We start from the raw sequence: 25,142 nt of genomic DNA, 5'->3' as shown, positions 1-25,142 counted from the left end.
TCATCTTCCTTCCAATGATTCCTTTGAGTCGGCAAGCGCTCGTCTGATGACGGTCAGCTCCGCTTCGATTCGCTCCGGAATTTCTTCGTACAGCTCTGCCCATGGGACGAACAATGGCTCACGCCCCGCAAGCTCGTAGGGAACGAACTGGAACGAAGGAGTGAACCGGTGATGAGCCTGTTGATAGGCCCTGACCAACGCGTTCGTCTCCTCGTCGTAGCGTCCCCGTGCCTTATACCAATTCGGCAGCGTCAAGCCGTCCAGACCTGCGTCCCTGTCCGTAGCGCTGAGCGCGTTTGGCAGCAGCTGAAAAAGGATCGGAAGCGGCGAGAACGCGTGCTTGCCCGGCTGCGAGTAGAGGCTCACCGTTCTTCCTTCCAGATTCGAACGGTCGGGGAGCAGCGCCTTCAAGTACTTGCCGTGAAAGCTTGCCTCCGCATCCAGAACGGAGCCGTCCTTGCCCACATGCACCCACACATGCTCCAGCTCATACAAATGCTGAATATCGTAGTCCCAATAAATAGCGAATTCGATCGCATAATCGATTGCCTCGTTCTGCCAATCCATTTGGCGCCGAAACGACGCCGACCGCTCGCCGCGATGCAGGACGGATACGCCGACCCGCACCGGATAGAACGGTTCTTCCTTATCGAAGTAGATTCGGGGAGCATAAGCTGTCAGCCGCTTCATATCCATTGGCGCTATACCTCGAGCGACGCCAGTTTAGCCAGCAGCATATCGTGGCTCTGCTCGATTTCGTCCGGCTTGCAAGCCGCTTTCAACTCGTACACCTTCACGGGAGCCGCCGCAATGATTGGCAGGAAGCGGTCGAAGTAGTCCATGTCGCCGCTGTGCACATAAGGGCACCAGTGATCCGACAAGCCTACCGTTTCGTGAATATGAATACCTACGACGTCGTCCTTGATGTCTTCCATATCCCGCGCGTTATCGTACAGCCCCATTCGCTCCATCATCATGCCGTGGCCAAAATCGTACCATAGCCCGACCGGAGCGCCCTTCAACCGGTCGAACACCGATTTCGCTTCGCGAAGGGTCGGCATTTGGTAGCAGCGCGAACGCGTTTCGATGCCGATCGATACGTCCCAGCCTTTGGCCGCGATCCGCTCGCAAATGTCCTCCAGGCTGTCTCCGATTCTCTGCAAATAGCGTTCAGCGAGCGATTCCCTGCGTTCCAGCATTTCCGACCACAGCTTTACATAAGCGGGAGATTCCGGACCTTGCTCGTGGTATATTTTTTTGAGCGCCTGATCGATGTTATAGTCGAAAGGTACTTCGCCCGGATGGACGACAACCGCCTTCGCTCCATACCGGTTCGCGTATTCCGCCGAACCGATCAACAACTCGATCGCCCGCTGCCGCTTTACCTCGTCTTCGAAGCCTAGCAATACGGAATCGGTTCCGTAGTCGGGATCCGGATCGTGCGGGAACGTATTATGAACGCTCGATACGCCTATTTCTCCCCGTTCGATCATCGGCTCGATCGTCGACAGCAGCTCCTGCGTCACGTTATAGTTCAGCTCGACGTTACGGAAGCCGAGCTCCCGGATTTCATCGATCATCCCGCTTCCTGCGCTGTGTCGTTTAATATTCCAGCATGTCGAGAACGAATAAATTCCTTTGTCCTTCCCCATTAGAACCTCCCGCGCGTAAACGGCCGTTGCCGTTCATTCGTGCAAAACTAACGTTTCGCGTTTTCACGTTAACCTTTGACCGCTCCGAGCATCACGCCGCTGACGAAATACCGCTGCAGCCACGGGTAGACGAGCATAATCGGCACGGTCGCGAAAATAACGCTCGCCGCTTTCAAGCTTTCCGGCTGGAGCATGGACTGTCCGGTCGCGCCTTCCATTTGCATCAATTCGCTGACCATATTGTTTTGCACGAGCTGGTAGAGCTTCAATTGAAGCGGATACATTTCGGGACTTGTAATGTACATCAGCGTATCGGTAAAGCCGTTCCAGCGGCCGACGCCGTAGAATAGGCTTAGCGTGGCGATAACAGGCAGCGACAGCGGCACGATGATGCTGATCAAGGTGCGGAAGTGCGAGCTGCCGTCGATCTCCGCCGATTCTTCCAGCGAATCGGGGATGTTTTGCAAGAATGTAATAAGGATGATCAAGTAGAACGGACTAATCAGTCCGGGCAGCACCAGCGCCCATATCGAGTCAAGCAAGTTCAAATTGCGCACGAGCATATATTCGGGAATAATCCCGCCGCTGAAAAACATCGTAATGACGATAATGAACATCACAATCTTGCGGCCCTTCAATTTGGTCTTGGCAAGCGGATAAGCCGCCGCAATCGTCATCAGCATGCACAGTACGGTGAACAGGACAGTCATCATAACCGTAAATCCGAGCGAACGGATCATCGACATGTCGGAGAACACCTGCTTGTAGGCGTTCCAATTAAGTTCTACTGGAATAAGGCTAACCTCGCCCGACATAATGGAACGCGACGAGCTTAACGAGATAGCAATTATATGAAGAAACGGAGCCAGACATAGCAGCACGAAAAATAATATAGCGATCGCATTGATTACATCGAATGATCGGCCGGCCTGTCGATCTCTCATGTCTTATCGCTCCTTTCTGATTTTCGAGAACAGTAGTATGTTTTCATTTATAGGATGCTTTGGTCGGCCAGCTTCTTGGAGAAATAGTTGGCGCCTAGCACGAACACTAGCCCGACTACGGCTTGGAACAAGCCGACAACCGTGGCAAGCGTATATTGGCCCGATTCAATGCCGATTCGGTATACAAAGGTGCTGAGCACATCCGAATAATCCCGAACGGCGGTATTGCCTATGATATAAGGCCGCTCGAATCCGATCGCGATCATGTGGCCCACGTTAATAATAAGCAGGGTAACGATCGTCGGCTTCAGGGAAGGCAATGTGATACTCCAAATTTTTCTCAACCGGCCCGCGCCATCGACCTCGGCCGCTTCGAATAATTCTCTATTGATACCGGTAAGAGCCGCCAAATAAATGATCGTCCCCCAACCTGCGCTTTGCCACACGCCGACAACCAAATACGTAATCAACCAATCGCTCTTATCTGTCAGAAACGGTATGGATTCGAATCCGAGCGATGTCACGATATTGTTGATCATACCGGACTGCGTACCGAACACTTGGTAGACGATACCGCCGATAATGACCCACGAAATGAAATGCGGAATGTACAAAATCGTTTGCGACAGCTTCTTGAACCAGACGATATTCAACTCATAGAGCATAATAGCCAGAATCAGAGGTGCCGGGAAAGATACGAGCAAGTCCAAGCCATTGAGCATCAGCGTATTGCGGAGCGTCTTGTAGAAGTCCGACATCGCGAACACTTCCCTGAAAGCGTCGAACCCGATCCATTCGCTGCCGTTAATGCCCTGAAAAAAGTTAAAGTCTTTAAACGCGATAATAATGCCGTACATCGGGCCGTATTTAAAAATAATGAAATAACTGACCGGTAAAATAAGCAACGCATACAATTGCCAATATCTGCGTAAATACGCGATCGCGTTCAATGAAATCCACCCCTATCCGCTTACAGTATTGCCCGGAGACGGGACTTTGGAGGGTCCGTCGTCTCCGAGCTGCTTGATGTCGGCGTTTTTTTTATTTCATAGCTTCATAAGCTTTGGTGCGTTCATCCAAAATCGCCTGACCGCCGTTTGCCATGTAGTCCTTCATCATCGATTCAAACGTGCCGTCGAACTGATCTGGCTTAACCATCGTCGTTTTGACGATGATTTCGTGGAACTTATCGCGCAGCGATGTGCCGTATTTGCTCTGCGCCTCAATCGGGCGGTCGAATAAGACCGGCTTGATCGTATCGGATCTCGAGACCGAAAGCGCTTTGCGCGTCTCTTCACGGAATTGCTCCGGCATGCCGAATACATAAGCCTCAACGTTTTTCTCCGTGTCGCCAAGCTGCTTGCCGTTCGAGATAATAGCCATGTCGCCCCAGTTGTAAATACGGTTTTTCACTTCATCGGATGCGTCGGCCTTCGTGACCGGAATGCCGTCCTGAAGCGTATAGTTCTCGCCCTCTACCCCGTTTTGCATGTTAAGCAGGTTGTCGCCCGAAGCCATCCAATCCAAATATTTGATCGCCTCTACCGCGTTCTTGCTGCTTTTCGGAATCATGAGATACAGGCCGACCGGCGCGTATTCCGGTTTCGGATGTTTGCCTTCCGAATTCGTGTACACATCGACAGCAGAGAGTTTCGCGTCCGGAATGTTCTTCTGGAGCGTAGCGTAAAGGGCGTCCGCATAGAACGGGTTCATATCGTCTTCGCTGAAGAAACCGACCAGACCTTTGGCTGCGTCTTCGCCCAGCTTTTTCTTGTCCTCGTCAAGACTGAAGTCGGTGCTCATCAGACCTTCGTTGTAGAGCCTGTTCATGAATTGCAAAGCATCCTTGAAACCCGGCAGCAACGTCGGATAATCGTTTGAGCCAAGCTGCTGGGTCAATGTGTAACGCTGCTCCTCTGTAACCGGTTGAATAAACGACCAAATGAGCGGCTCGTATTGTGCCGAAGCAAGCGCCATGCCGAGCGGGATGACTTTGCCGCCCGTTTGTCCTGGGTCTTTTTCTTTGAATGCTTTCAATGTGTTATAAAGTTCGTCCGTCGTTTGCGGTACCGGAAGATTCAGCTTGTCGAGCCAGTCCTGACGGATGAACGATGAATATTTGCCAAGATGCGCCCGTTTTGCCGGGAGAGCATACTGTTTGCCTTCATATTGACCGTAAGCGAGCGTGTCTTCACCCAGGAATTTCTTAAGGTTAGGACCGTACTGATCGAGAAGCTCGCCGAGTTCGGTCAGACCGCCCTGCTGCGCGTATCGATAAAATGTTGGCGAATCATACGTGAATACGATATCCGGCACGTCGCTTCCGCTCGCCATCAGCACGTTAAGCTTCTGAATTTCTTCCGACCGCGGAATCGGTACGTATTGTAGATTGATATTGTTCGGAGTGCCGAAGTTATCCTGTGCGTATGACGTTAAATAGTTCTTCGTAATGGTCGAGCCGGAAGGTGAATTGCCCCGGTCGAACACTTCAACCTTAAGCGTTACCGGTTTGCCGGAGGCGCCTTCTCCCCCTGTTGATTCGCTCCCTTTGTTTTCGTTGTTGCTTCCGCATGCGCTGAGAACCATTGTTGATGCGAGCGTGAGAGCTAGGAGCATGCTGGCTTTCTTTTTAACGTTTGCAACTTTTACCATTTGATTCCAACCCCTCTTTCTTCTCGACAATTTGCTTCCTGTACTCGGGATTTGATCACGCTTTCAATCGTAGCTAGCTGCCCTTGTTCGGGAAGTGGCCTCAGTATGACACGGCTTGCAAAGCGATGACAATAAACCAGTTTCGGCGCGGCAAACCGTTCCTCCAAACCCTTGCCGTATCAGGCTTTTTACGATTAGGATAGATCATTTTCCTGACATAAACCGTTTTCTATCGGAGCCGAAAAAGCCCGTAATAAAGCCGATTCCGACGATAAACTATAATCCTATGAAACGAATGCAGCGGCGTCCGAATGTATCGCCTTATCCGGACTGCCGCTGCCAAACACACATAAACTTTATAAAATGCGACTGGAAAGATCTCGCTTTTTTTTTGCTTTTATTCCTCAAAGAATGGCTAGGTCAGAGCGGAGGGCCGCATTTTGAGCTTTCGGAATTCGCCCGGCGTAACGCCAGTCGTGCGTTTGAATACCCGTCCGAACGTGATCGAATTGGCGTAACCGACCTGAAGCGCAATGCTTTGCACCGTCTCGTCCGTCTCCGCCAGCAGACGCTCGGCCTGCTGCATCCGTAGCTGAACCAGAAAATCGACAAACTTCATATCGTATTCCAGCTTGAACAGGTAGCTTGCGTACTTGCCCGATATTTGAAACCGGTCGCTCAAATGCTTGAGAGACAGGTCCGGATCGGCGAAGTTTTCCTGAATATAAGCTCTCATCTCGGTCATCATCGTTTTGTAGCTTTTCGTCTCGCTCATCGCCACATACGTTTCGTATAAATTCACCAGATAATCAAGCAATTGCTCTTTCATATCCGTCAGAGACGACGCCGTCTTTAGTTTGGCAAGCAGCGCGGACGTCTTATCGTCTTCCAAGCATTCGTTCAACGTATCCGACAAATCCTTAAGTTCGCGGTTCAGCATTTGCAGGAATAGCTGCATCAGCGAATGAATATCTTCATCCCTCAGCGTATCCGACTCCAACTGCTTGAATAATTGCTCGAACGTATGTTGCCAGCTTTCGTTCGTCTGCCTGATTTCCTGCACGCAGTCGGTACACTGCTGCATGTAATTAAACATCCCGCGCGGGTTGCTCCGCGGCATATCTCCGCTGAACGTGATCGCGTCCTGACCGATGGATAACCGATATTCCATACCCGACAAGGCGTCACGGTACGATTGTCCGATTCGGCCCCAATCGTCTGCAATCGAACCGATACCAATCGACAGCACGAAGCGCAAATGCTCCCCTACCCATTGCCGCGCGACGGAGGCCGTTGCGCGAAGCTGCTCCAGAATGCGGCCATCGGCGTCCGGAACGGCAAATACGAAAGCGATCCGGTCCGGTGCCAACCACTCTCCCCACCCCTGCAATCCTTCTCCCACCGCCAATTCCTGCATGACATTGCCAAGCGCGAATTTCAACACATTTTGTTCGTTGAGCGTGTTTTCGGCCAGAAAATCGTCATACCGGTTCAGCTTGACGACCATAACGGCATATCGTCCGGCAATTGGCAGAAGATCGAGCTTACGCATCCGCTCTTTCATCTGCCCGTTTTGCTCTCCGCTAATGAGGTCGTTAAACAGCTGCCTGCGCTGAAGCATGACGCTTTCGCGCTGCTCCTTCTCATAATCCAGCGACTGATCGATCAAGTTTTCGAGCGCGCGGTCGATCACCGTCAAATCGTCCATCCTGACCGCTCCCCCGTCGCTGCCCCGCAGCTGGAGCGCTTCAATCCGGTTCATCATGAGCCGGATCGGCTTATAGTTGCGGCGCGTCACCCAAATAATATAAATGATTGCGACCGCAAATGTCAGAACCGCAATGATTACCCATACATACGAAACGACCGATACCCAGCCCAGCAACTGTCCGGCTAGAATACCGCTCTCGAACGTCCAGCCAAGCGAATTCGAAGTGATTGTTGTCAGTACGTTTCCGCCGCCTGCGCCATCTGCGCCATTGCCCGCAGGATAAATCCGCTGCTTGGCCGCATCGGTTATTCGCATGAACGAAACCTGATGATTCGTCATGCTGCCGATGATTTGTTCGACCGCATACAAATCGACGTTTATGACAAGAATGCCGTCTTTCCCGAATGGAAGCGGCGTCTGCTTATACATGGTGATGACCCTTACCGGCTCGAGCCGATCAAATTCCCGATACTCCCGGCTGGCCGACCATCCCTGGTAATCGCGGTTTTCCTTCGCATAGGCAATGAATTCCCGGTCGCCGAAATCCGAGAGCTCGGTCTGCCCGTTGGCCGTCAGCACCATGTCGCCCGACTGCCTGTACAAATAAATCGATTCGATCAAGTCGCTGTCCTCCACAAGCGATCGCAGACTTTGGACGACGCTGTATCTGTCGTTCGTTACGGTCGAGCCGTTCAAATACGCGGCATAACTCGCATTTTTCACGGCTTCGTTCATCGCATTAAACTCTATTTCACGAATGGCGCGCTCGACGCTGTCCACCACATAGCCAGTCGTTATGCTGTCTGCTTTGGCCGTCTCGGACCGCGATATTTCATTAACCGCGATGAACGACAAAAAGATGATCATCGACACGGTCAGCACCAAGATCGGAAAATAAGATACGAGCAACCGGAAATACCAGTTGTTAAGCTTAAGCATGTTCAACCTCCTGCTACGATCCGACTCACAATGTAAGCGTTATCAAATAAAATAGTCATATTAGGTTAAGCGGTTTACCTTACACATTCATTGTAGCACGGCTCGGCTTTAATCGAAAACCTTTTTCATAACCGGAATCTGGGATTATACCGTTCTTAAGCAAACAAATACCTTCAGCCCGAAATAGAAGAAGGCGCCACAGGAATGGCATCCTGTGCCGCCTTCTTCTATTTTATTTCCCCTCTCATGCGCTGCGTATTAAGATTTGAGGGCGTTCACGTAATTCGGACGGCTTACCGGCGCGGTGTAGGATTTGTCCTCATCGTCGACGACGTTCGCTTCGCCGTTGATCAGAATTTGGACGCTTGCTGCGCCCGTGTTTTCCGTGATGGACAGCACGACCGCTTCCAGCATTTCCGAAGGCATTTGTTGGCCGGCTTCGTACGTTTCGTCCTCCAGATCGACCGTAACGACGTCTTCATTCGTCTCGATGCTCTTCACCTTCACATCAGGCAAAATAATGCTTGTCAGCTCCTTCTTATCCAGCGGCCCGGCGATCAGCTCTTCCATTGCCGCTTCGGCTGTCGGTTTATCGGTTGCGATCAGCCTTGTAACCGGCACATAGTATTGGTCTTCACTAAGCGTCTTGGCGGAGAAGTATAGCGTAACCGGCGTGGACTGCATGTAATTGACGCCGTCTGCTGCTTCGATATTGATGCCGATGTCGCGGTTAAGCGCAAGATCAAGCGGGAACGCGTCTTCGGGCATCTCCGACAGCTTCTCGCCTTCGAGCGAGAGCTGGACGTTCTCGATTCCCGGAATCGCCGTAAGCGTCCAAGTGATCGCCTCGACGATCGCCCGCTCATCCTGCGCATTGTAGCTGGCGAACGGCTCGGAGAAGTCGACAAGCGCAAGCTTGTTTTCCTTGTCCACCGAGAACGACTTGATTTGGGTACCTTGCGGAATTAAGGCGCGGAATTCTTCCGGCAGCAAGCTGGCGTAAGCGCCGCCTTCAACCATCATCTCCAGCGCTCTCTGCCCGGCCGCTTCGTTCGCGCCAAGCGTCGTATCGAACGATACCGGTGCCAAGTAACCATTGCGGTCCTGAAGATAAACGGTCATATGCGTGCCTTGTCCTTGCGGATCAGCCTGTCCAGTCTGCTCATTGTCTGTGCCGTTCGTTGTGTCTTCTACCTGCGGGGGATCAATCGACTTCCCCGTCTCCTGCGAGAACAGCCCGCAGCCCGCCGTGAGTATGGGCAGCACCAGTACACCCGTAAGCGCTGTGCGGCGAATCCAACCTTTTTGAACCATATTAACCTTTCCTCCCCAATCATTTTTTTGCCTGTCGGCTTTGTACAACTCCTCATTTATAGTACTATGTATACGAGCCCTTCCCTGTTTTAGACCAGTTTTGTCCCACAATTTCATGAGGGGGTATACGAAAATGAGCAATACGGAGAAATACAGCCTGAACAGCGCCAAGGTGGCAGAAGCAACGAATGAATGGCTATTGAAGCGCGGCGTGGAGAAGAAAGCGATCGCCGAACTCGTTCATTTTCTGCAAAAAGACTACTTCCCGGACTTGACGCCACAGGACTGCATGATTCACGTTGACGCCGTCCTATCGAAGCGCGAGGTGCAGAATGCCGTGCTGACGGGCATCCAGCTTGATATCCTTGCCGAAGAAGGCAAGCTGATGGCGCCGCTGCAGGATATGATCAAGCATGACGAAAGCTTATACGGCTGCGATGAAATATTGGCGTTGTCGATCGTCAACGTATACGGCAGCATCGGCTTCACGAACTTCGGATATATCGACAAGCTGAAGCCGGGTATTCTCGTAAGGCTGAACGACAAATCGGACGGCGAGTGCCATACGTTCCTCGACGACATCGTCGGCGCCATCGCCGCTTCGGCCGCAAGCCGCATCGCGCACCGCAAACAAGCAGAACGCGAAGGCGTAACGACGCCTCCGCTCGATTAACGAAACGTATTAAGAGAGCCTCCCGCTTGTGCGAAAGGCTCTCTTAATTTGTCTTCTTGGCTGCTCATTGAGCAATTTTTCCAGCTTTATCAATTACTCCAGCTTCTGAAGGAAGATGTTGATGACCTGCGCTGACTCCGCTCTTGTAGCAGTTGCTGCCGGGTCAAAGCGATTATGGCTTTTGCCGTTCATAATTCCCAGGTCAGTCAACTTAACTACAGCTTGCTTCGCCCATTGGGAAATGCTGTCGGCATCTGCATAGTCAGGTGCTGTCTGGCTGACGGGCCGTATGGAATCGCTCATCATCGTCCATGCCTTTGCAATTATAACCGCCATTTGTTCCCTTGATAGAGCATCATTTGGAGCAAATGTCTTGCTGTCCACGCCTTGAATAAGACCGGCGACTGCCGCTGCGCCCACTTCATCATAAAACCAGTCGTCAGGTGAAACGTCCTCGAAACTCTGCTCTGCAACCGCCTCTCCTGCTGCACGAACATCCAGTTTAAGCGCCCGCACGAGCATCGCGGTAAATTCAGCTCTTGTCGTCGTTTTTTGCGGGGCAAACCGCTCACCAGGCAGCCCGAACACAACATGCTTCGCCGTCAGGGTACGAACAGCATCATAGGCCCAGTGCGAGGAGGGCACATCGCTGAAAGCAGCGTGATACGACAACACAGCGTATTTGCTAAAATGATCTACCGAGGTGATGATTTGCTTGGCAGCTTTGTCGATTTTGCCGCCGACATACTCCCACTTTTGCTCGCCTTCATTGTACCAATAAATGCCCAGCAGCTTTTCATCGTCGGAACTGGCATTATAGCGAAGCTGAATGCTTACAGGCGCGGAGAAAGCAGGCAGTTTCTTTTCCGCTCCGTCTGCCATGCGAATGCTCAAACTAAACGCATAGGCTTCCCCGGATGACGTTAAGCCGCCGGATTGAACATTGTCCTCCAGCCTATCGAGCGACAATATAATTTGCGATGCCGCAACCTCGCTTGCCCCCACAAGCTTTGCCAGATCCACCATCACGCTTGCCGGAATTTCCAGCGCAACCTCTTCATTCTCTACGCGCAGGGCAGAATTTCCCAGCAAGGTGCCGGCATTGGCGGGCAGCACTAGTTTGATTTTGCCTTCGGCAAGCTGAATCTTCACAGGCTTGCTGCCGTTGCCAGTCAATTGGTCGCTTGCAACGACCTGATTCTCAGCCGGTAGCGGAGTCGGAGTCGGTGTCGGTGTTGGCGTCGCTGGCGTATCCGTCGGAGCAGGTGTCGGCCTTGGTGTTGGTGTTGGTGTTGGTGTTGGTGTTGGTGTTGGTGTTGGTGTTGGTGTTGGTGTTGGTGTTGGTGTTGGTGTTGGTGTTGGTGTTGGCGTCGGTGTAGGCGTCGCTGCCGTCACCGTCACTACCGCTTCCGCGCGCAAGGCGGTTCCGTCCACTGTCCCTGAAACGGTAAAGCTTCCTACCGCTGCGTATTGCTCAGCGCTTATAGCATCCCATACGACAAAAGCGGTGCCCCTCGTCTCATTCTCGTACGTCACTTGCACGCTGGCAGGAAGGCTCGGCGCCGTTCCCACGGTCGTAGCTGCTGCTGCCTGTTCCAAGCTTTTGATATCTTTGCCTTCATACAGGCCCCTCGCTTGCGCGGCAGTCATTGCCCCGTCATAAATCCGGAAATCGTCAAGCGCCGCATGCAGCTGCGCCCCGTTGCCGTAACCGGATACGCCGATCTTTTTGACATCCGCGGTAGCGGTTATGGATTCCGGCGTGCCGTCTGTGCCGAGCGTCTGCGGCTCCCCGTTTTTGTATATCGCCCGTTCCCCCGTCGCAGAATCGAATGTAATAACGACATTCGTCCACTCGTCCAGCGGCAGAAAATCGTTCGGCGATTGCCTCACATAAAAGCCATTGGCTCCATCGACATAAAAAATGCTCGAATTGCCGTTGTAGGTCAAGAAAAAGCCATTGCCCGCATAATTGCTTTCCGGCTTGAACCAGAGCAGCACATTTTCACGGTCGTTCATATTTTCCGTTCGTTTAATCCAATAAGACAACGTCAAGCTTTCAGGCATCAGTGCCCTACTACTGCCCGCGTCTACATAATTGCCCGAAACGCCGTTAAACTGCAAGGCTCCTCCCGTATGGCCATCGTTTATCCAGCCCAATTCCCCCTTAATCGTGCCATGCAGGGCCGAAGGGGACGTATCTTGAACGGCTGTTCCTTCCGTTTCATCGAAATTGTAACGCACGATGAGCGAAGGATAATCCTGAATGACGCGATCCAGCACCGTAACCGTCGCCGTCGCTTCCAAATCCGTGCCAATGACGAGGCCTTTCACCATGAAAATGCTGCCCGCTTCGGCATACTGCCCCGGCTGGATGTCGTTCCATCTTACCGATGCCTCCATTTCGCTTCCATCCTTCAAATAAACCTTTACCGATGCTGGCAGCTTTGGAGCGACCTCCACCGGCGTGGAAAGCTGAACCTCCTCGATCCGTTCAATCTGATCCGCTGGAGGAGCAACCATCGCCGCAATTTCCGCAGCAGTTAGAGCACGGCTGAAAATCTGGAAATCATCGACGCCGGCATTCAAATACGGGTCGCTATACTGCGATTTGCCGATATAGTTATTTTTCGTTTTGCCCAAGCTTCTCGGCGTTAACGTCATTTGGTCATTTCGTCCAACCTCCACGCCGTCCACGTACAAAATGCCCAGCGGACCATCCAGCGTTACCGCTAAATGCCTCCACTCGCCCGTGCTTAGCGCGGGTCCCGTAATCGACTGCTCGGCTCCCGGCTGGTTTCCTCCCGTCGTTATGCTGAATTGCATAGAGGAGCCTACCTTCGGCGCCAAAAACATATACGACTGCGTACCTGTGCCAAAATCGAACAGTCTGGCGTAATCATTCAACTGGTCCGCCTTCACCCAGGCAGCAACCGTTATTTTCTCCGTAAGCCCCAGCACATTGTCCGGCAGCTTCACATAACCGTCAGTGCCGCCTACTTTGACGGCATTGCCCGATCGACCGTTCGTCCATGACGAAGTGCCTTTCAGCGAGGCATCCTGGCCGCTTCCGGAAGAATCTGCGGCAACCGTACCTTCCGTCTCATTGAAGCTATAGCTCGCGATTACCTCGGGAAGGGATGCCGGCGGATTAACCGTAATGCTTACTGTATCGCTTGCCGCCAGCTCCGAATCATTTGCAGTCAGCTTCAGCACATAATCGCCCGGCACATTGAACTGGGCTTTCGTTACAGCCGAGCCCGCATATCCGAAGTCCACCGCACCGTCCGCCGGTCCGGATTCCATGCTCCATTGCACGATCAGCTTGCCGGCAGGAAGCCCGTCATCCTCCACCTTGCCTTTCAGCACCAAATCATCATACAGATTAATGGTCTGGTCGTCGCCGGCGTGGGCGATTGGCGCCGCATTCGGGTCTGGCGTTGTCTCGCTCAGCTCGATCGTATAATTGGCGGTTTCTGGCGCATTTATCTCGAGAACCGCTTTTGCGCCGAAGACATTCAGCTTGCCCGCAGGCTGCCCGTCTAGGGTAATCGCGTAAGCCGCTGGCTTCAAGCCCTCTAACGTCAAACTCACTTGATGCGCCGTGCCCGGCGTTAAATTTTTAATATCCAGCCGTGCCGCGTCTTTGCTCTTGGATAAAACCGCATGCGTGAACTGGTCCCGCTCAAGCGTCAAATACAGCTTTTCGGAAATCAGGTTTATTTTCTTGTAAAGTCCATCAATCGGCTCGATCGAATACGAATCGTTACCCTCGGTCACATTCGCCCCATAACCTGTCAGTCCGAAAATCGGATCAACCGCTACGTCGGCGCTTAGAATTTGCAAGGCTCCGAACAATCCGAGGTCGGATTCCCCCGTCATGCCTCTCCATCCGTTCAGAAGCGGCAGCGATGCGCCGCCGCCATGACCAAGCGTGCCGAGATTGCCCTTCTCCGCTTGGTACGTCCACGCCGAAGCACCGTAATTGGCCGGATCGTCGCTGATTTGTCCCGTGTTTATCGAGCCGATGTTCGCGATTTTCGCTGCATATGACAGGCGCTGCTCCACTTCCCGGTTGCTGCCGGATTGATAGCGAATCCAGTCATCCATGGCATAACCCGCGAGCGACACCGTGTACTGAAAGTTCCACCAGTTCTCGCCTGTAATCGTGACCGGGTCCGTGTAGTAGTACCAGACCGGCATATGACCGCGCGATGCTCGCGTTTTTGCGTTGATTTTGCCCATCATTTCCTGGGCTTTGAGTCGTTCGTCCTCGTTCCCGCTTTGCATTTTGGCAAGGGTGTAGACGGCTTCCTCGCCCGTGTTGTCGTAGCTGTATTCCGAGCCGTACGGATACGTCGTATTTTTGAAATTGTTGTATTTCGCGGCCATTTTCCCGACGATGTCATCGGCTTCCACGACATAGCCTTCATCCTGCAGCGCTTGAATGATCTCAGGCGTCGTAAGCTCGCCCATCAACCCCGTGTTCCAGTTGTAGGCAACCGGCCCTTCGTAAAGCGCCTTCATAATATTGTAGGCCCGCAGCAAATACGTATTCGCATCATGCTCGTATTCAATGAGCTCCGGATATTCCTTGGCAATTTTATACATGCTGAAAAAGGTGTTGTAAATGTGCGGATAGGCATAACCGCGATAGGTCGGCGTCGTATTCGGCTCCGGCATCAAAAAGTCGTGAATCAAATAATCCTCATGATGGCCGTTCATCAAATTTGTCCAAATCGCCGTTTCCAAATATTCGTCGACCGCCTTGACCTCTTTCGCTACCGGTGCAAGGGCGTTTTTCTCCGCGAGAAACTGTCCGTGCGTCAGCCCCCAATCGTCGCCCCAGCCCCAATAGCCGTTAAAATTGCCCACCTTTCGCTTCGTATTCATCATCCAGTCATCAAACACTTTGTCATAAATTTGGCCTGGCGCCTGCCACTGCATGGACTCCACCATAAATTCGGAGTGTGCCGCCAAAGCTTCGTCAATCGGAGAAATCGCATAAAATTGCAAAACCGTGCTTAAGCCGTCGCCGTAGCCGACCGTAATATCGTTCGGTCCAAGCTTCGTCATTTGCAGCTCGTAAATGTGGTGGTCCCCGTCTTTGGTCTCCACCAACGGAATTTCGTTGCCGTCTTCATCTTTAACCGAGTTAATCGTCTGCTTGGAACGCAGATCGAACTTCGCTTTCTGATTCGTCGGAACGATCATGCCGGGAACGACGCTGACGTCAATCAGCCCCTCCTCATACAGCTTCTCCTTCATCTGGTGCTCATCGGCTACAGCAAAGAAGTTAAAGCCGTACTGATTGTCGTCCCCCGCCTCCAGGACAAGGCTCGTATTCGGCAAATAGCCGCGATTCGTTTTCTTGATCACGTTGGAGTGGATGTAATAGACATTCAGCCCTTCTATCCACTTGCCGCTTTCTCCCGTCCATTTGCTGTTCGGACGTTCTTCCTGCCGCCACCGGTCCTGATATTCGAATCCGGACCTCGTCTGCGAATCCGGCGTCATCAGCAGATAAGAGCCGAGTCCGCTCGGGCGGCTTGCGGTCATATAGGAGCTGTTATTACCGACAAAGGAGTGGCTCACGACCCGTGTTTCATAGATCGCATCCCCGTAGGTCCACTGCTCATTGAAAGGAAGCGGCACGCCGTAATCGCCGATCTCCAGCTTCTGCCCGCTGGTGTTCGTCAGATGGATGTTCCAGTTCAGCGAACCGTCCTCCTCCAGCGTATAGGTTTCCACCAAGGTGAAATCCCGAATGCCTCCGGCATTTTGCGATCCCGCATAAGTAACGGTTGTCACATCGCCGGATCTATCAATTTGCCTTACATCGCCCGACTTGTTCGTGGAAGCCTCCTTCCATTCGCCGTCATCGCCCAAGCGATATGTAAACATTAATTCTCCCATCCATTGGTGATCGTCCGTGTCCTGCTCCGGCGCTGCCGTCTTGTTCATGACGTATTCGGTCGGGAATAGATCGCCTACGATTTTAAGCGAACTGATTTCGCCGTATTCCCCGATTTCCACCTGCAATCCGCCGTCCGCGGCCCACGCTTTACCCGCTAATGGACTGAACAGCCCCGCTATTAGCGCTAAAGAAGAAAATAAAGCTACAGTGCGTTTAGCCGATAACATTCCCCATATTTTGTTTAGCATAAAATTCCTCCTCTTGTTAATCGTTTAGATTTCAAATGAGAAGCCGCTACATCAAAAGCGAGAATCCGCAGTCCCTCCTTTCCGCTTACTTTAACAAGGCATTGTAAGCGCTTTTTCACTATCATAGCACGGTATTTTTAATTAGAATTCATTGATCTCAACCAAAACTATCATATTCACAACCTGATTTTTACAATCTAAACGTATAACTCGACTCGTTCGATCGGGTTAGAAAGCCGCCTTAAATATCATAGAAAATGCCCGTTTCGCAGAGTAAAGAAAAAGCAGCGGAAACCGTCATGAACGGCGTCCGCTGCTTGCTTTGACGATAAGCACTTGGCGCATAATCGTCATTATCTGTAGTACATCCCCCTAAAACTTGTTTCCCGCCCCGAAGCGGCTTGCCTATTCCTTACTTCCGCTTACTGCCATCTCCAGCCCGCTGCTCAACATCGTTTTGTTCGGCAGGTAGTGAAGCGTACGAATGAACCGAATGGTCTTCGTCTTGGCGCGCATGACGATCGAATGCGTCTCTGCCCGTTGGTCCGACAAGTATCGTACGCCTCCGAGAAACTCGCCCGGCGTGACGCCTGTCGCGGCGAATATAACGTCGCCCGTTCCGATCATATCGTCCATCGTCAGCACGCGGTACGGATCCTCGATGCCCATCTCGACGCAGCGGTTGTATTCGTTGCCGTCCGCAGGCATGAGCCGTGCTTGCAGCTCTCCGTCCAAGCATTTGAGAGCGGCTGCGGCCAGTACGCCCTCAGGCGCTCCGCCCGAGCCAACGTACAGATCGATGCCCGCTTCGGGAAATGCTGGCGCCATCGCGCCGGCAACGTCGCCGTCCGACAGAAACTTGATGCGTACGCCGACCTTGCGAAGCACCTTCACCAGCGCCTCGTGCCGCGCGCGATCGAGGATCATTACCGTCAGGTCCGATACTTTCTTGTTCAAAGCATCCGCAGCTTTCTTCAGCGTTACCTCCATCGGATCCGTGATGCTAAGCTTTCCAACGAGTGCCGGACCGAAAGCCAGCTTCTCCATATACATATCCGGCGCGTGAAGCAATTGGCCTTTTCCGGCTACCGCGATGACGGACATCGCATTGTTCAGCCCTTTCGCAACGATCTCCGTCCCCTCCAACGGATCGACGGCTACGTCGACCTCCGGTCCGTTCAAGCTCCCGACCTCTTCTCCGATATAAAGCATCGGCGCTTCGTCCATTTCCCCTTCGCCGATCACGACCGTTCCGCGAATCGATACCGAGTCGAACATCGCGCGCATGGCCGAAGTCGCAGCGCCGTCTGCGCTATTCTTATCCCCTCTGCCCATCCAAGGCGCGGATGCCAATGCTGCCAATTCCGTTACGCGTACGATTTCAAGCGCTAATTCTCTCTCCATTGTCGACTCTTCTCCCCTGCTCTGATGTGACGGAATAGTTCGTTGCATCCTATATGTCTCATTTCCGTTATTTAATATGTAACATAAATTTATATATGACGCAATATATATTCGAAAACTTTCATTAGAACATCATTAAATGAAGCTTATATCGCTAATACATGATTCTCATTCTAGTTCTGACGCCGGATTCCGAACATAAACTGATGTGATGAACTTGATGAGAGGGGTTACTGGCATGGATGAACAAGCATGGTTTGAACATCGTTTTTGGCTGCAAATATTAGGCGATCACTCGAGATTCATCAATAATGCTTTGCCGCCCAAAGAAATGAAGGATATACAAACATCCGCGCTGTTTATTCAACTTTTTGACCGGCTGCTAACCGAAGCGCGGACGCAGGGCTCTTCGTTACCGGAGCTCAACCAAAAAGCTTATGATGCAACTATATCTCTGCGCACCTTTAAGCTTGACTTGTTGGACCAGCTTCTGCTCGGAAAGGTATCGATCGGGTTGACGCCTACCTTTATCAATCATATGGTCAACGAATTGGAGGAGTACGTTAAAATATTGACCGCTTTGCTGGATGGCAAGCCCGTGCCCCATTTCCCCTCCCTTCATCATGACTTGCTTTGGCTTCCGGACGCGGCGGGCCACGCCGCTGCTATCGTAATGGATCTGGATTCCGTCGAGAAACGCCTCATTCGAAAAAGCCAAAAGTTCGAAAAACATTTTAATGAATTTTATTTGAAAGCGATCGAGCTGACCGGCTACTTCCGAACCATGCGCGAGCATTATCCGGCATTATCGAAGTTTCATGAGGACGTTAATATGGAAATGAACGTATTTATGGCATTTCTAAATGAGCTTGAAGAGATGGAATTAAGCGAGGAGCTGCTGAGCCGCCTTAACCCGTTAATTCCCGATCATATGTACCGCGAGGAGTGCTACTACTTATTAAAGCTTTCGAATTGCGGCGCAGTTGCTCCTCCGAACTGCGATCCCGCTAAGCCCAGATTGGAATAACCGTCCGCCAATAGGAAAGCTTATAAAAGGAGAGTGATCATGCAGGAGGTTGAAGCAGCTTGGAAAGCTCGTTTGAAAATACGTTCATGCCGTTAACCTCCGTCGCGAACGGAGAAGGACTCGCTTATCGTCCGGACGTTTTTTGTTATCCCGTTCAAATCGTGAATGTATGCTTTATCGGAGATCCAAAGCAGAAGGATAAGGGATGGGTGCTCGTTGACGCCGGTATGCCTAGATCGGCTAAAAAAATAATAAAAGCGGCCGATGAGCGGTTTGACTTCCCGCCGACGGCGATTATTTTGACGCATGGGCATTTCGACCATGTCGGCGCGATTATCGAGCTGATCGAGCATTGGAACGTACCGGTGTACGCTCATGAGCTGGAGATGCCTTATTTAACCGGATTATCCGATTATCCGCCCGCCGACCCTACCGTTAACGGAGGTCTCGTGACGGAAATGTCGCCGTTCTTTCCCCATGACGGCATCAATTTGGACGATCGGGTCATCGCTTTGCCTGCGGACGGCACCATCCCGGTGCTCCCGGAATGGGAATATATTCATACGCCCGGACACACGCGGGGACACATTTCGTTATTCCGCAAGGATGACGGAACGCTTATTGCGGGCGATGCGTTCGTTACGGTAAAGCAGGAATCGCTATACAAAGTCATGATGCAAGAGCAGGAAATAAGCGGGCCGCCTAAATATTTTACGACCGATTGGGTATTGGCGGAAAGGTCGGTCAAAAAACTAGCGTCACTACAGCCAACTTTGGCGATTACCGGACATGGCGAGCCGATGTTCGGCGAATCTCTAAAGTCTAATTTAAAATTACTGTGCAAAAAATTCCATGAAATAGCTGTACCCGAGCAAGGACGCTACGTACCGCATTGAACTGAAAAAGAGGCGTCTGCAAGCGAAACAAGCTTGCGGACGCCTCTTGCTTTATTCGTATCAAGCTCTAGGTGCGGGTTCCAGGAGGCCGTATTACTTAACGCTGTTGTACCAGTCGTTAACCTCTTTCGTAATTTGCTCCCCGCCGGATTTCTTCCAGTTTTCGACCATTTCGTCGAACGTATCGACTGGTTGCTGGCCGTAGACGATTTTGCTATACGTTTCGTTCAGAAGCTTGTTCAGAAGCTCGTTTTTGCTTTGCATCGTTTCCGTCAATGGACCCATGTAGTAGTTTTTCTTGCGAATCTCTACTTGGTCCATGACCACCTTCATCGCATCCGTGTTTTCTTTCAGACGCGTATTGAATTCTTGCTTCTCGTAAGGCGTCGTCGGCTCGGCGCCGCCTGCAAGCTTAATATGCGTATCGGCGTACAAGGTAGGAATACGCGCGCCTTCATAGGTCAGCGTGTAGTAAAGCGGCGGCGCCGTTTGGTCCTTCAGGCCAGGGAACAAATCGGGATACTTCGCGGCATCCGCCGTGATCGATCCGTCCGGAAGCGTCGCATAGTCGTACCCTTCGGCGAAGCCTTTCTCGAACTCGCTGCCCGGCTGTGGGTTGGCAATGTTATCGAAGAACCAGTTGTAGTAGTGAAGAATCGCTTCCGGGTTTTTCGAATCCTTGTTAACGAAGATGTATCCGTTGGACGGCGGGTTGCCGCCTTGCGAACCGATCGTGCCGTCTGGGCCTGCAGGCACGGGGTATGCTTTGTACGTTGCTCCCGGAACGTTGTTTTTCAGGTCCGGGAAAGGCCATGCCGGCAGCCAGTTCGGTCCGAAAACGATACCCGCTTCGCCCTTCGTGAACAGCTCGGAGCCTTTGACCTCGTCAAACAATGCCGAGTCCTGCGAGATATAGCCTTTGTTCAGCCATTCGTTCAGCTTCGTTAAAGCCTTCTTAGCGGCATGGTTTATCGAACCGTGCTCCAGCGTGCCGTCGGCAGCGAGGTTCCATTGACCTGGAATCGTGCCGTAAGCTCCGAACAGGAAGCCGATGTCCGTCATCCAGTTCGCGAAGCCGTTCTTGAACCCCGTCGCAAGACCGATCGTGTTTTTCTTGCCGTCGCCGTCCGGATCTTGGTTCGTGAACGCGTCCATGACCGTTTCCATCTCGGCGATCGTCGTAGGCGCTTTCAACTGCAGCTTATCGAGCCAGTCTTGACGGATCCACATCACATGGTCGCCGTTGTAGGCGTAATCGAGAACCGGCAATGCCATTTTCTCGCCGCCGCGGCTGATCGGCAGCCAGATCGTCGGATCGAGATCGAGGCCCGCTTTGTATGTTTCGTTCGCGTATTTGTCAACCAGATCGCCTACCGGCATGAACTGGCCGGAATCGATCAGCATGTTGACCGTCTCAAGGTCGCCGCGGAATACGACGATGTCAGGCATCTTCTCGCCGGAGGAGAGCATGAGGCGCAGCTTCGTTTTGTAAGCGTCGTTCGTGTTCGTTATAACCCAATCGTACTTGATGTCGATGCCAAGGCGTTCTTTGATAAGGCGCGTATGAACGTTGTCCTCGATCGTTTCGCCTACTTTGAATACCGAGCTTTGGTTAAGTCCCCAAACCGTCGAAAGCGTAATCGGCGTCGTATATTTGCCGTCTTTAAAGTTTTCCTCTGCCGCCGCTTCCGTTTCTTTCGGCGTGTTGCTGGCGTTACCGCCGGTCGTGCCGGCGTTATTGTTGCCGTTGTTGTTGCCCGAGCATGCCGCAATCGCCAGCATGAATGTAAGAATTAATAATAAAGACAACCACTTCTTCATTGCGCTACCCCCACTAAGTCATATTATGTTATTAATAACGATACTTACCATCGTTAAAACTAACTATAATACCGTTTTTTTTCGTTCGAAAGACCATTATTTTGTTATCGATGCCATTTTGTCGCTTATTCTTTAACCGCTCCCAAAATGATCCCTTTCACGAAGTAACGCTGCAGGAACGGATATACAAGCAAAATCGGGAGCGTTCCGATGAAGATCTGGGCCGACTTCACCGTCCGCTGCGAAATGTTCTTCAGCTCATTGACGTCCGGATTGATTTTATTGAAATCTTGCTGAACAATAATCGTTTGCAGGAATGTCGATAATGGATATTTTCTATAATCTGTAATATATAACAAGCCGTCAAACCAAGAGTTCCAATGCGTGACCATCGTAAACAACGAGATCGTCGCCAGCGCGGGCATCGAGATCGGAAGGAAAACGCTCCACAGCGTTCGGAACTGGCCTGCCCCGTCGATCGTGGCCGCCTCTTCGAGCTCCCTCGGCACGGCGCGGAAGAAGTTCATTAAGAGTACCATATTGAACACGTTGATGGCGCCCGGCAATACAAGCGCCCAGATCGAGTTCATCAGATCCAAATTGCGGATCAGCATGTAGCCCGGCACGATACCGCCGCTGAACAGCATCGTGAACAAGAAAAACCACGTATAGAACGAGCGGCTGCGGAAATCGCGGTTGTCCTTGGACAAGGCGTAGCCGGCAAGAATCATAAGACTCATCCCTACGACCGTGCCTAGCGCCGTTCGCCAGACGCCAACCTTAAGCGCATTGAAGAAGTTCGCATTGTTCAGCGTCTTCGCGTAAGCGTCGAAGTTGAAGCCGATCGGCCATAACTTAACCAGATTCGCGTTCGCCGGCGAGCTTGCGCTGAAGCTGACGGCCAGAATATGAACGAGCGGTATGACGCATGTAATGCATATGAATGCGAGCAGCGCGTAATTGAACACCGAGAACGTTTTGTAGCCTGCTGTTTTATGATACATGAAATCTCATCCTTTGTTTGATTGATACACTCCCTAATAACCGATAAATGAATTAGAAAATGCGATAACCGGCAAATTTGTATGCCACCCGGTATGAAAATACGATCATGATCAAGCCGATGATCGATTTGAAAAAGCCGACTGCCGTACCGAAGCTGTATTGACCGTTAAGGATTGCCGTACGGTATACGAACGTATCGATAATGTCGCCTTTGTCGTAAACGAGCGAATTGTAAAGGTTGAAAATTTGATCGAAGCCGCCGTTCAGAATGTTGCCCAGCGACAGCGTGCCGACGACGACCCCGATTGGAATCATCGACGGAATCGTAATATGAAGCGTCTGCTTCCAGCGCGTCGCGCCATCGACTTCCGCCGCCTCGTACAAGGAAGGGTTAACGCCGGACAGCGCAGCCAGGAAGACGATCGTGTTGAAACCGAAGTTCTGCCAAATGTCGCTGACGACTACGGTAAAGCGGAACCAGTCCCCGTCGCCGAGCCAGAATACGTTCGACATGCCGAGCGCGCTCAGCGTCTGGTTCACGATGCCTTTGTTGCCGAGCATGTCGGTCAGAATCGCGCCGAGAATAACCCACGAGATAAAGTGAGGCAGGTAGACAAGCGTCTGCACGACGCGCTTGAACAGCATTTTGCGAACCTCGTTAAGCAAGATGGCGAAGGTGAATGGAACGATAAGGCCGAATACGATTTTCAATCCCGAAATGATGAGCGTGTTCCATATGACCTGCTTGCTGTCCGGATACTCGAACATGAATCTGAAATGCTCCAGCCCCACGAACTTGGAACCGGAGATGCCGTCGTATGGTTTAAAATCCTGAAACGCCATAATGAGACCGCTCATCGGCACGTAAGCGAAGATGAACGTTACGATGGCTGCCGGCAGCAGCATCAAGTGCAAAGGCCATGTGCGGCTTAGCTTCTCTCTTGGCTTGGCTTCCCGCTTCTGCGGCTGTTCCTCTGCTTGCGGCAGCGGTTTGTTTAATGCGCTATCCACTCCTGTTGCCCCTTTCCGAACAAAAATTGATTTGTGTTTTATCAGCTCTCCTGTATGATTAATTTTATCAGCAGTATCTCCTGTGCTATAGACCACGTTCTTTGGAAGCATGCCACTTTGTTGACTTATCTATCGTTATTTTCATAAAAAAGAGAGGTTCGGTCATGCGTTTACGAGAAAATACGTTCACCAAAATCATGACGTTAATCGTCCTATTGCTTATTCCGATCATTGTTTTGTATACGCTTTCGATTCGGACGAGCATGGACGTCATCAAAGAAGAGATGAAGTCGTTGAAGCAGAAGGACGTCGCCTTCCTGGCCAGCGAAATCGACCGTAGCGTGACGACGCTGTCGACGCTCGGTTACCTGCTCACCGAAGATATCCATATCCAGCAGCTGCAAAATTTGCATTTGATCGAAAGCGCCTACATACGCAATGACGAGAAGCTGCGCATCATCGAGCGGCTCCGCCTGCTGAACGTATCCCAGCGCTGGGATACGCAATATTCGGTGCTCGCGCCCGCCAGCAAACAGCTCGTCTCGACCAATCCTTATCTTTCTTACGATCTCGATTCCGTCCAAGAAATCTATACGCCAAGCTGGAAGTACGAGGAAATGATCATTCAGAACATTAAGCATAAGCGTTTCGTCCGCCATATCGTCAAGCCGAACAGCAAAGTGAACGATCTGGAGAAAGCCGGCATCATCGTTGAAATCTCGTTTCCCGAGGAGCATCTTATCAGGGACCTCGATACGTTCAAGCTGGCGGGCAAGGGCGACCCCTTCCTCGTCCATAAGGACGGTTCTGTCATTCGGAACCGGACTTCGGACAAGACGATGACCGATTCCATTCAACAATTTCTCCCAGGCATGACCACGGAGAGCGTAACCGACGGCATTATAAAGGTGCACGGCGACGACTTCCTTGTTACGACCGCACATCTGGAAACGCTCGATTGGTATCTTGTCGACTATGTGCCTCTTGCCGATATCCTGAAGCCGATCGTCAAAAGCCAAATCTTATTTTACGGCTCGGTAACGCTGCTTCTTGTCATGAGCCTGCTCGCAGGCTACTTGCTGTACCGCAACGTACAGCGTCCGATCGGCCTGCTTATCCGCAGCGTGAAGCGGCTGCAGGACGGCAACTATTCGGCGCGGATTACGGCCAATCCGAAAAACGAATTCACGTACCTGTTCCATCGCTTCAACGACATGGCGGCCAATACGGAGCAGTTGATCCAGAAGCTGTACATGGAAGAAATCCGTACCCGCGAAGCCAACGTAAAGCAGCTGCAGTCGCAGATCAACCCGCATTTCCTATATAATTGCTTCGCGCTTATTCGAAGTCTGGCAAGGCTGGACAAGAAAGAATCGGTCATGAAGCTTGCTATGCATCTGTCCAAATATTACCGTTATACGACAAGGGTAGAGAAGCCGAGCGCGACGCTTAAGGACGAGCTGGAGTTAATCGAAAGCTACTTGGAGATCCAGAAATTCCATATTCGGCACTTGTCTTATGAAATCGATGTGCCGGAATCGATGCTTGCCTTGGAAATTCCAAGGCTGCTGCTTCAGCCGCTCGCGGAGAACGCCGTTATTCATGGCATTGAACGATTCGCCGGAGACGGCATCATTACGATCTCCGGCGATAGCAATGACCGTTACCATACGATTACGATAGCGGATAACGGAGTAGGCGTAACCGAGGAAGGGATGAGGAAGCTGGAGATGAGCGTCATGAATCCGCCGAACGACGGTACCGGCTGCGCGCTCTGGAACATCCGTCAGCGAATCGTTTACCAATTCGGCTCGGAAGCTTCGCTTACGTTCCGCGTTCGGCCGGAAGGCGGACTTGCCGTATCGGTCACATGGCCGCATAACAGCTAGAGGAACGAACATGAATCCTATTACCGGAGGTGCAGTACA

General features: G+C 51.8%; 16 protein-coding genes and 2 pseudogenes. 4 read left to right on the top strand and 14 right to left on the bottom strand.

The window, feature by feature from the left end; translation table 11 throughout:
- The 7 genes from J2T14_RS16710 to J2T14_RS16680 all read right to left on the bottom strand — a co-directional run bounded on the left by J2T14_RS16710 (position 1) and on the right by J2T14_RS16680 (position 9,212).
- Positions 1 to 696 (bottom strand): hypothetical protein, encoded by a 696-nt coding sequence (locus tag J2T14_RS16710; RefSeq protein WP_307472505.1) that lies wholly within the window; start codon positions 694 to 696, stop codon positions 1 to 3.
- 5 nt (positions 697 to 701) lie between these two features.
- Positions 702 to 1,652 carry a sugar phosphate isomerase/epimerase family protein gene (locus J2T14_RS16705; protein ID WP_307472503.1) on the bottom strand — a complete coding sequence of 317 codons (951 nt, stop codon included), beginning with the start codon at positions 1,650 to 1,652 and terminating at the stop codon, positions 702 to 704.
- Between the two features lie 68 nt (positions 1,653 to 1,720).
- Positions 1,721 to 2,596 carry a carbohydrate ABC transporter permease gene (locus tag J2T14_RS16700; protein WP_307200364.1) on the bottom strand — a complete coding sequence of 292 codons (876 nt, stop codon included), beginning with the start codon at positions 2,594 to 2,596 and terminating at the stop codon, positions 1,721 to 1,723.
- 47 nt (positions 2,597 to 2,643) lie between these two features.
- The gene (locus tag J2T14_RS16695; protein WP_373458169.1) at positions 2,644 to 3,537 is read right to left on the bottom strand and encodes an ABC transporter permease; all 894 of its coding nucleotides are present in this window, start codon (positions 3,535 to 3,537) and stop codon (positions 2,644 to 2,646) included.
- 100 nt (positions 3,538 to 3,637) lie between these two features.
- Positions 3,638 to 5,248, bottom strand: coding sequence for an extracellular solute-binding protein (locus J2T14_RS16690; RefSeq protein ID WP_307200368.1), 1,611 nt, complete (start codon positions 5,246 to 5,248; stop codon positions 3,638 to 3,640).
- Positions 5,249 to 5,663: 415 nt separating this feature from the next.
- On the bottom strand, positions 5,664 to 7,898 hold the full coding sequence (locus J2T14_RS16685; RefSeq protein WP_307472500.1) for a helix-turn-helix domain-containing protein: 2,235 nt from the start codon (positions 7,896 to 7,898) through the stop codon (positions 5,664 to 5,666).
- A gap of 258 nt (positions 7,899 to 8,156) precedes the next feature.
- Positions 8,157 to 9,212, bottom strand: a complete 1,056-nt coding sequence (locus tag J2T14_RS16680; RefSeq protein ID WP_307472498.1) for a GerMN domain-containing protein — start codon at positions 9,210 to 9,212, stop codon at positions 8,157 to 8,159.
- Positions 9,213 to 9,345: 133 nt separating this feature from the next.
- Here J2T14_RS16680 and J2T14_RS16675 point away from each other — a divergent pair, with 133 nt between their 5' ends.
- On the top strand, positions 9,346 to 9,885 hold the full coding sequence (locus J2T14_RS16675) for a phosphatidylglycerophosphatase A family protein (protein ID WP_307200374.1): 540 nt from the start codon (positions 9,346 to 9,348) through the stop codon (positions 9,883 to 9,885).
- 93 nt (positions 9,886 to 9,978) lie between these two features.
- On the opposite strand, the gene J2T14_RS30925 is transcribed toward J2T14_RS16675, so the two are convergent.
- From J2T14_RS30925 to glpX, 4 genes and pseudogenes are all read right to left on the bottom strand, one after another.
- Complete coding sequence (locus tag J2T14_RS30925) at positions 9,979 to 10,767, bottom strand: S-layer homology domain-containing protein (RefSeq protein WP_373458168.1); 789 nt, start codon at positions 10,765 to 10,767, stop codon at positions 9,979 to 9,981.
- Between the two features lie 552 nt (positions 10,768 to 11,319).
- Positions 11,320 to 11,976 (bottom strand): annotated as a pseudogene (locus J2T14_RS30920) (LamG-like jellyroll fold domain-containing protein); the annotation flags it as partial.
- Positions 11,977 to 12,159: 183 nt separating this feature from the next.
- Positions 12,160 to 16,050 (bottom strand): annotated as a pseudogene (locus J2T14_RS16665) (DUF5695 domain-containing protein); the annotation flags it as partial.
- Between the two features lie 405 nt (positions 16,051 to 16,455).
- Positions 16,456 to 17,454 (bottom strand): class II fructose-bisphosphatase, encoded by a 999-nt coding sequence (gene glpX, locus J2T14_RS16660; protein WP_307200377.1) that lies wholly within the window; start codon positions 17,452 to 17,454, stop codon positions 16,456 to 16,458.
- A gap of 238 nt (positions 17,455 to 17,692) precedes the next feature.
- On the opposite strand from glpX, the gene J2T14_RS16655 reads away from it, so the two are divergent.
- Positions 17,693 to 18,481 carry a DUF2935 domain-containing protein gene (locus J2T14_RS16655; RefSeq protein WP_307472497.1) on the top strand — a complete coding sequence of 263 codons (789 nt, stop codon included), beginning with the start codon at positions 17,693 to 17,695 and terminating at the stop codon, positions 18,479 to 18,481.
- Between the two features lie 86 nt (positions 18,482 to 18,567).
- Entirely contained in the window at positions 18,568 to 19,377 is an 810-nt protein-coding gene (locus J2T14_RS16650) for an MBL fold metallo-hydrolase (protein ID WP_307201026.1), read from the top strand.
- Between the two features lie 93 nt (positions 19,378 to 19,470).
- On the opposite strand, the gene J2T14_RS16645 is transcribed toward J2T14_RS16650, so the two are convergent.
- From J2T14_RS16645 to J2T14_RS16635, 3 genes are all read right to left on the bottom strand, one after another.
- A complete protein-coding gene (locus tag J2T14_RS16645) occupies positions 19,471 to 21,198 on the bottom strand; it encodes an extracellular solute-binding protein (protein ID WP_307472495.1) in 1,728 nt (575 codons plus the stop codon).
- Positions 21,199 to 21,323: 125 nt separating this feature from the next.
- Positions 21,324 to 22,202: a carbohydrate ABC transporter permease gene (locus J2T14_RS16640; protein ID WP_307472492.1), complete on the bottom strand. Its 879-nt coding sequence runs from the start codon at positions 22,200 to 22,202 to the stop codon at positions 21,324 to 21,326.
- A 52-nt stretch (positions 22,203 to 22,254) separates the two neighbouring features.
- Positions 22,255 to 23,109 (bottom strand): ABC transporter permease, encoded by an 855-nt coding sequence (locus tag J2T14_RS16635; RefSeq protein ID WP_307201028.1) that lies wholly within the window; start codon positions 23,107 to 23,109, stop codon positions 22,255 to 22,257.
- A gap of 269 nt (positions 23,110 to 23,378) precedes the next feature.
- On the opposite strand from J2T14_RS16635, the gene J2T14_RS16630 reads away from it, so the two are divergent.
- Positions 23,379 to 25,103: a sensor histidine kinase gene (locus J2T14_RS16630; RefSeq protein ID WP_307472490.1), complete on the top strand. Its 1,725-nt coding sequence runs from the start codon at positions 23,379 to 23,381 to the stop codon at positions 25,101 to 25,103.
- Positions 25,104 to 25,142: the final 39 nt, after the last annotated feature.

Origin of the sequence: Paenibacillus harenae (assembly GCF_030812415.1) — a bacterium.
In the GTDB taxonomy this organism is placed as follows: Bacteria; Bacillota; Bacilli; order Paenibacillales; family Paenibacillaceae; genus Pristimantibacillus; species Pristimantibacillus harenae_A.
This window is presented reverse-complemented; position numbering and strand designations above follow the sequence as displayed.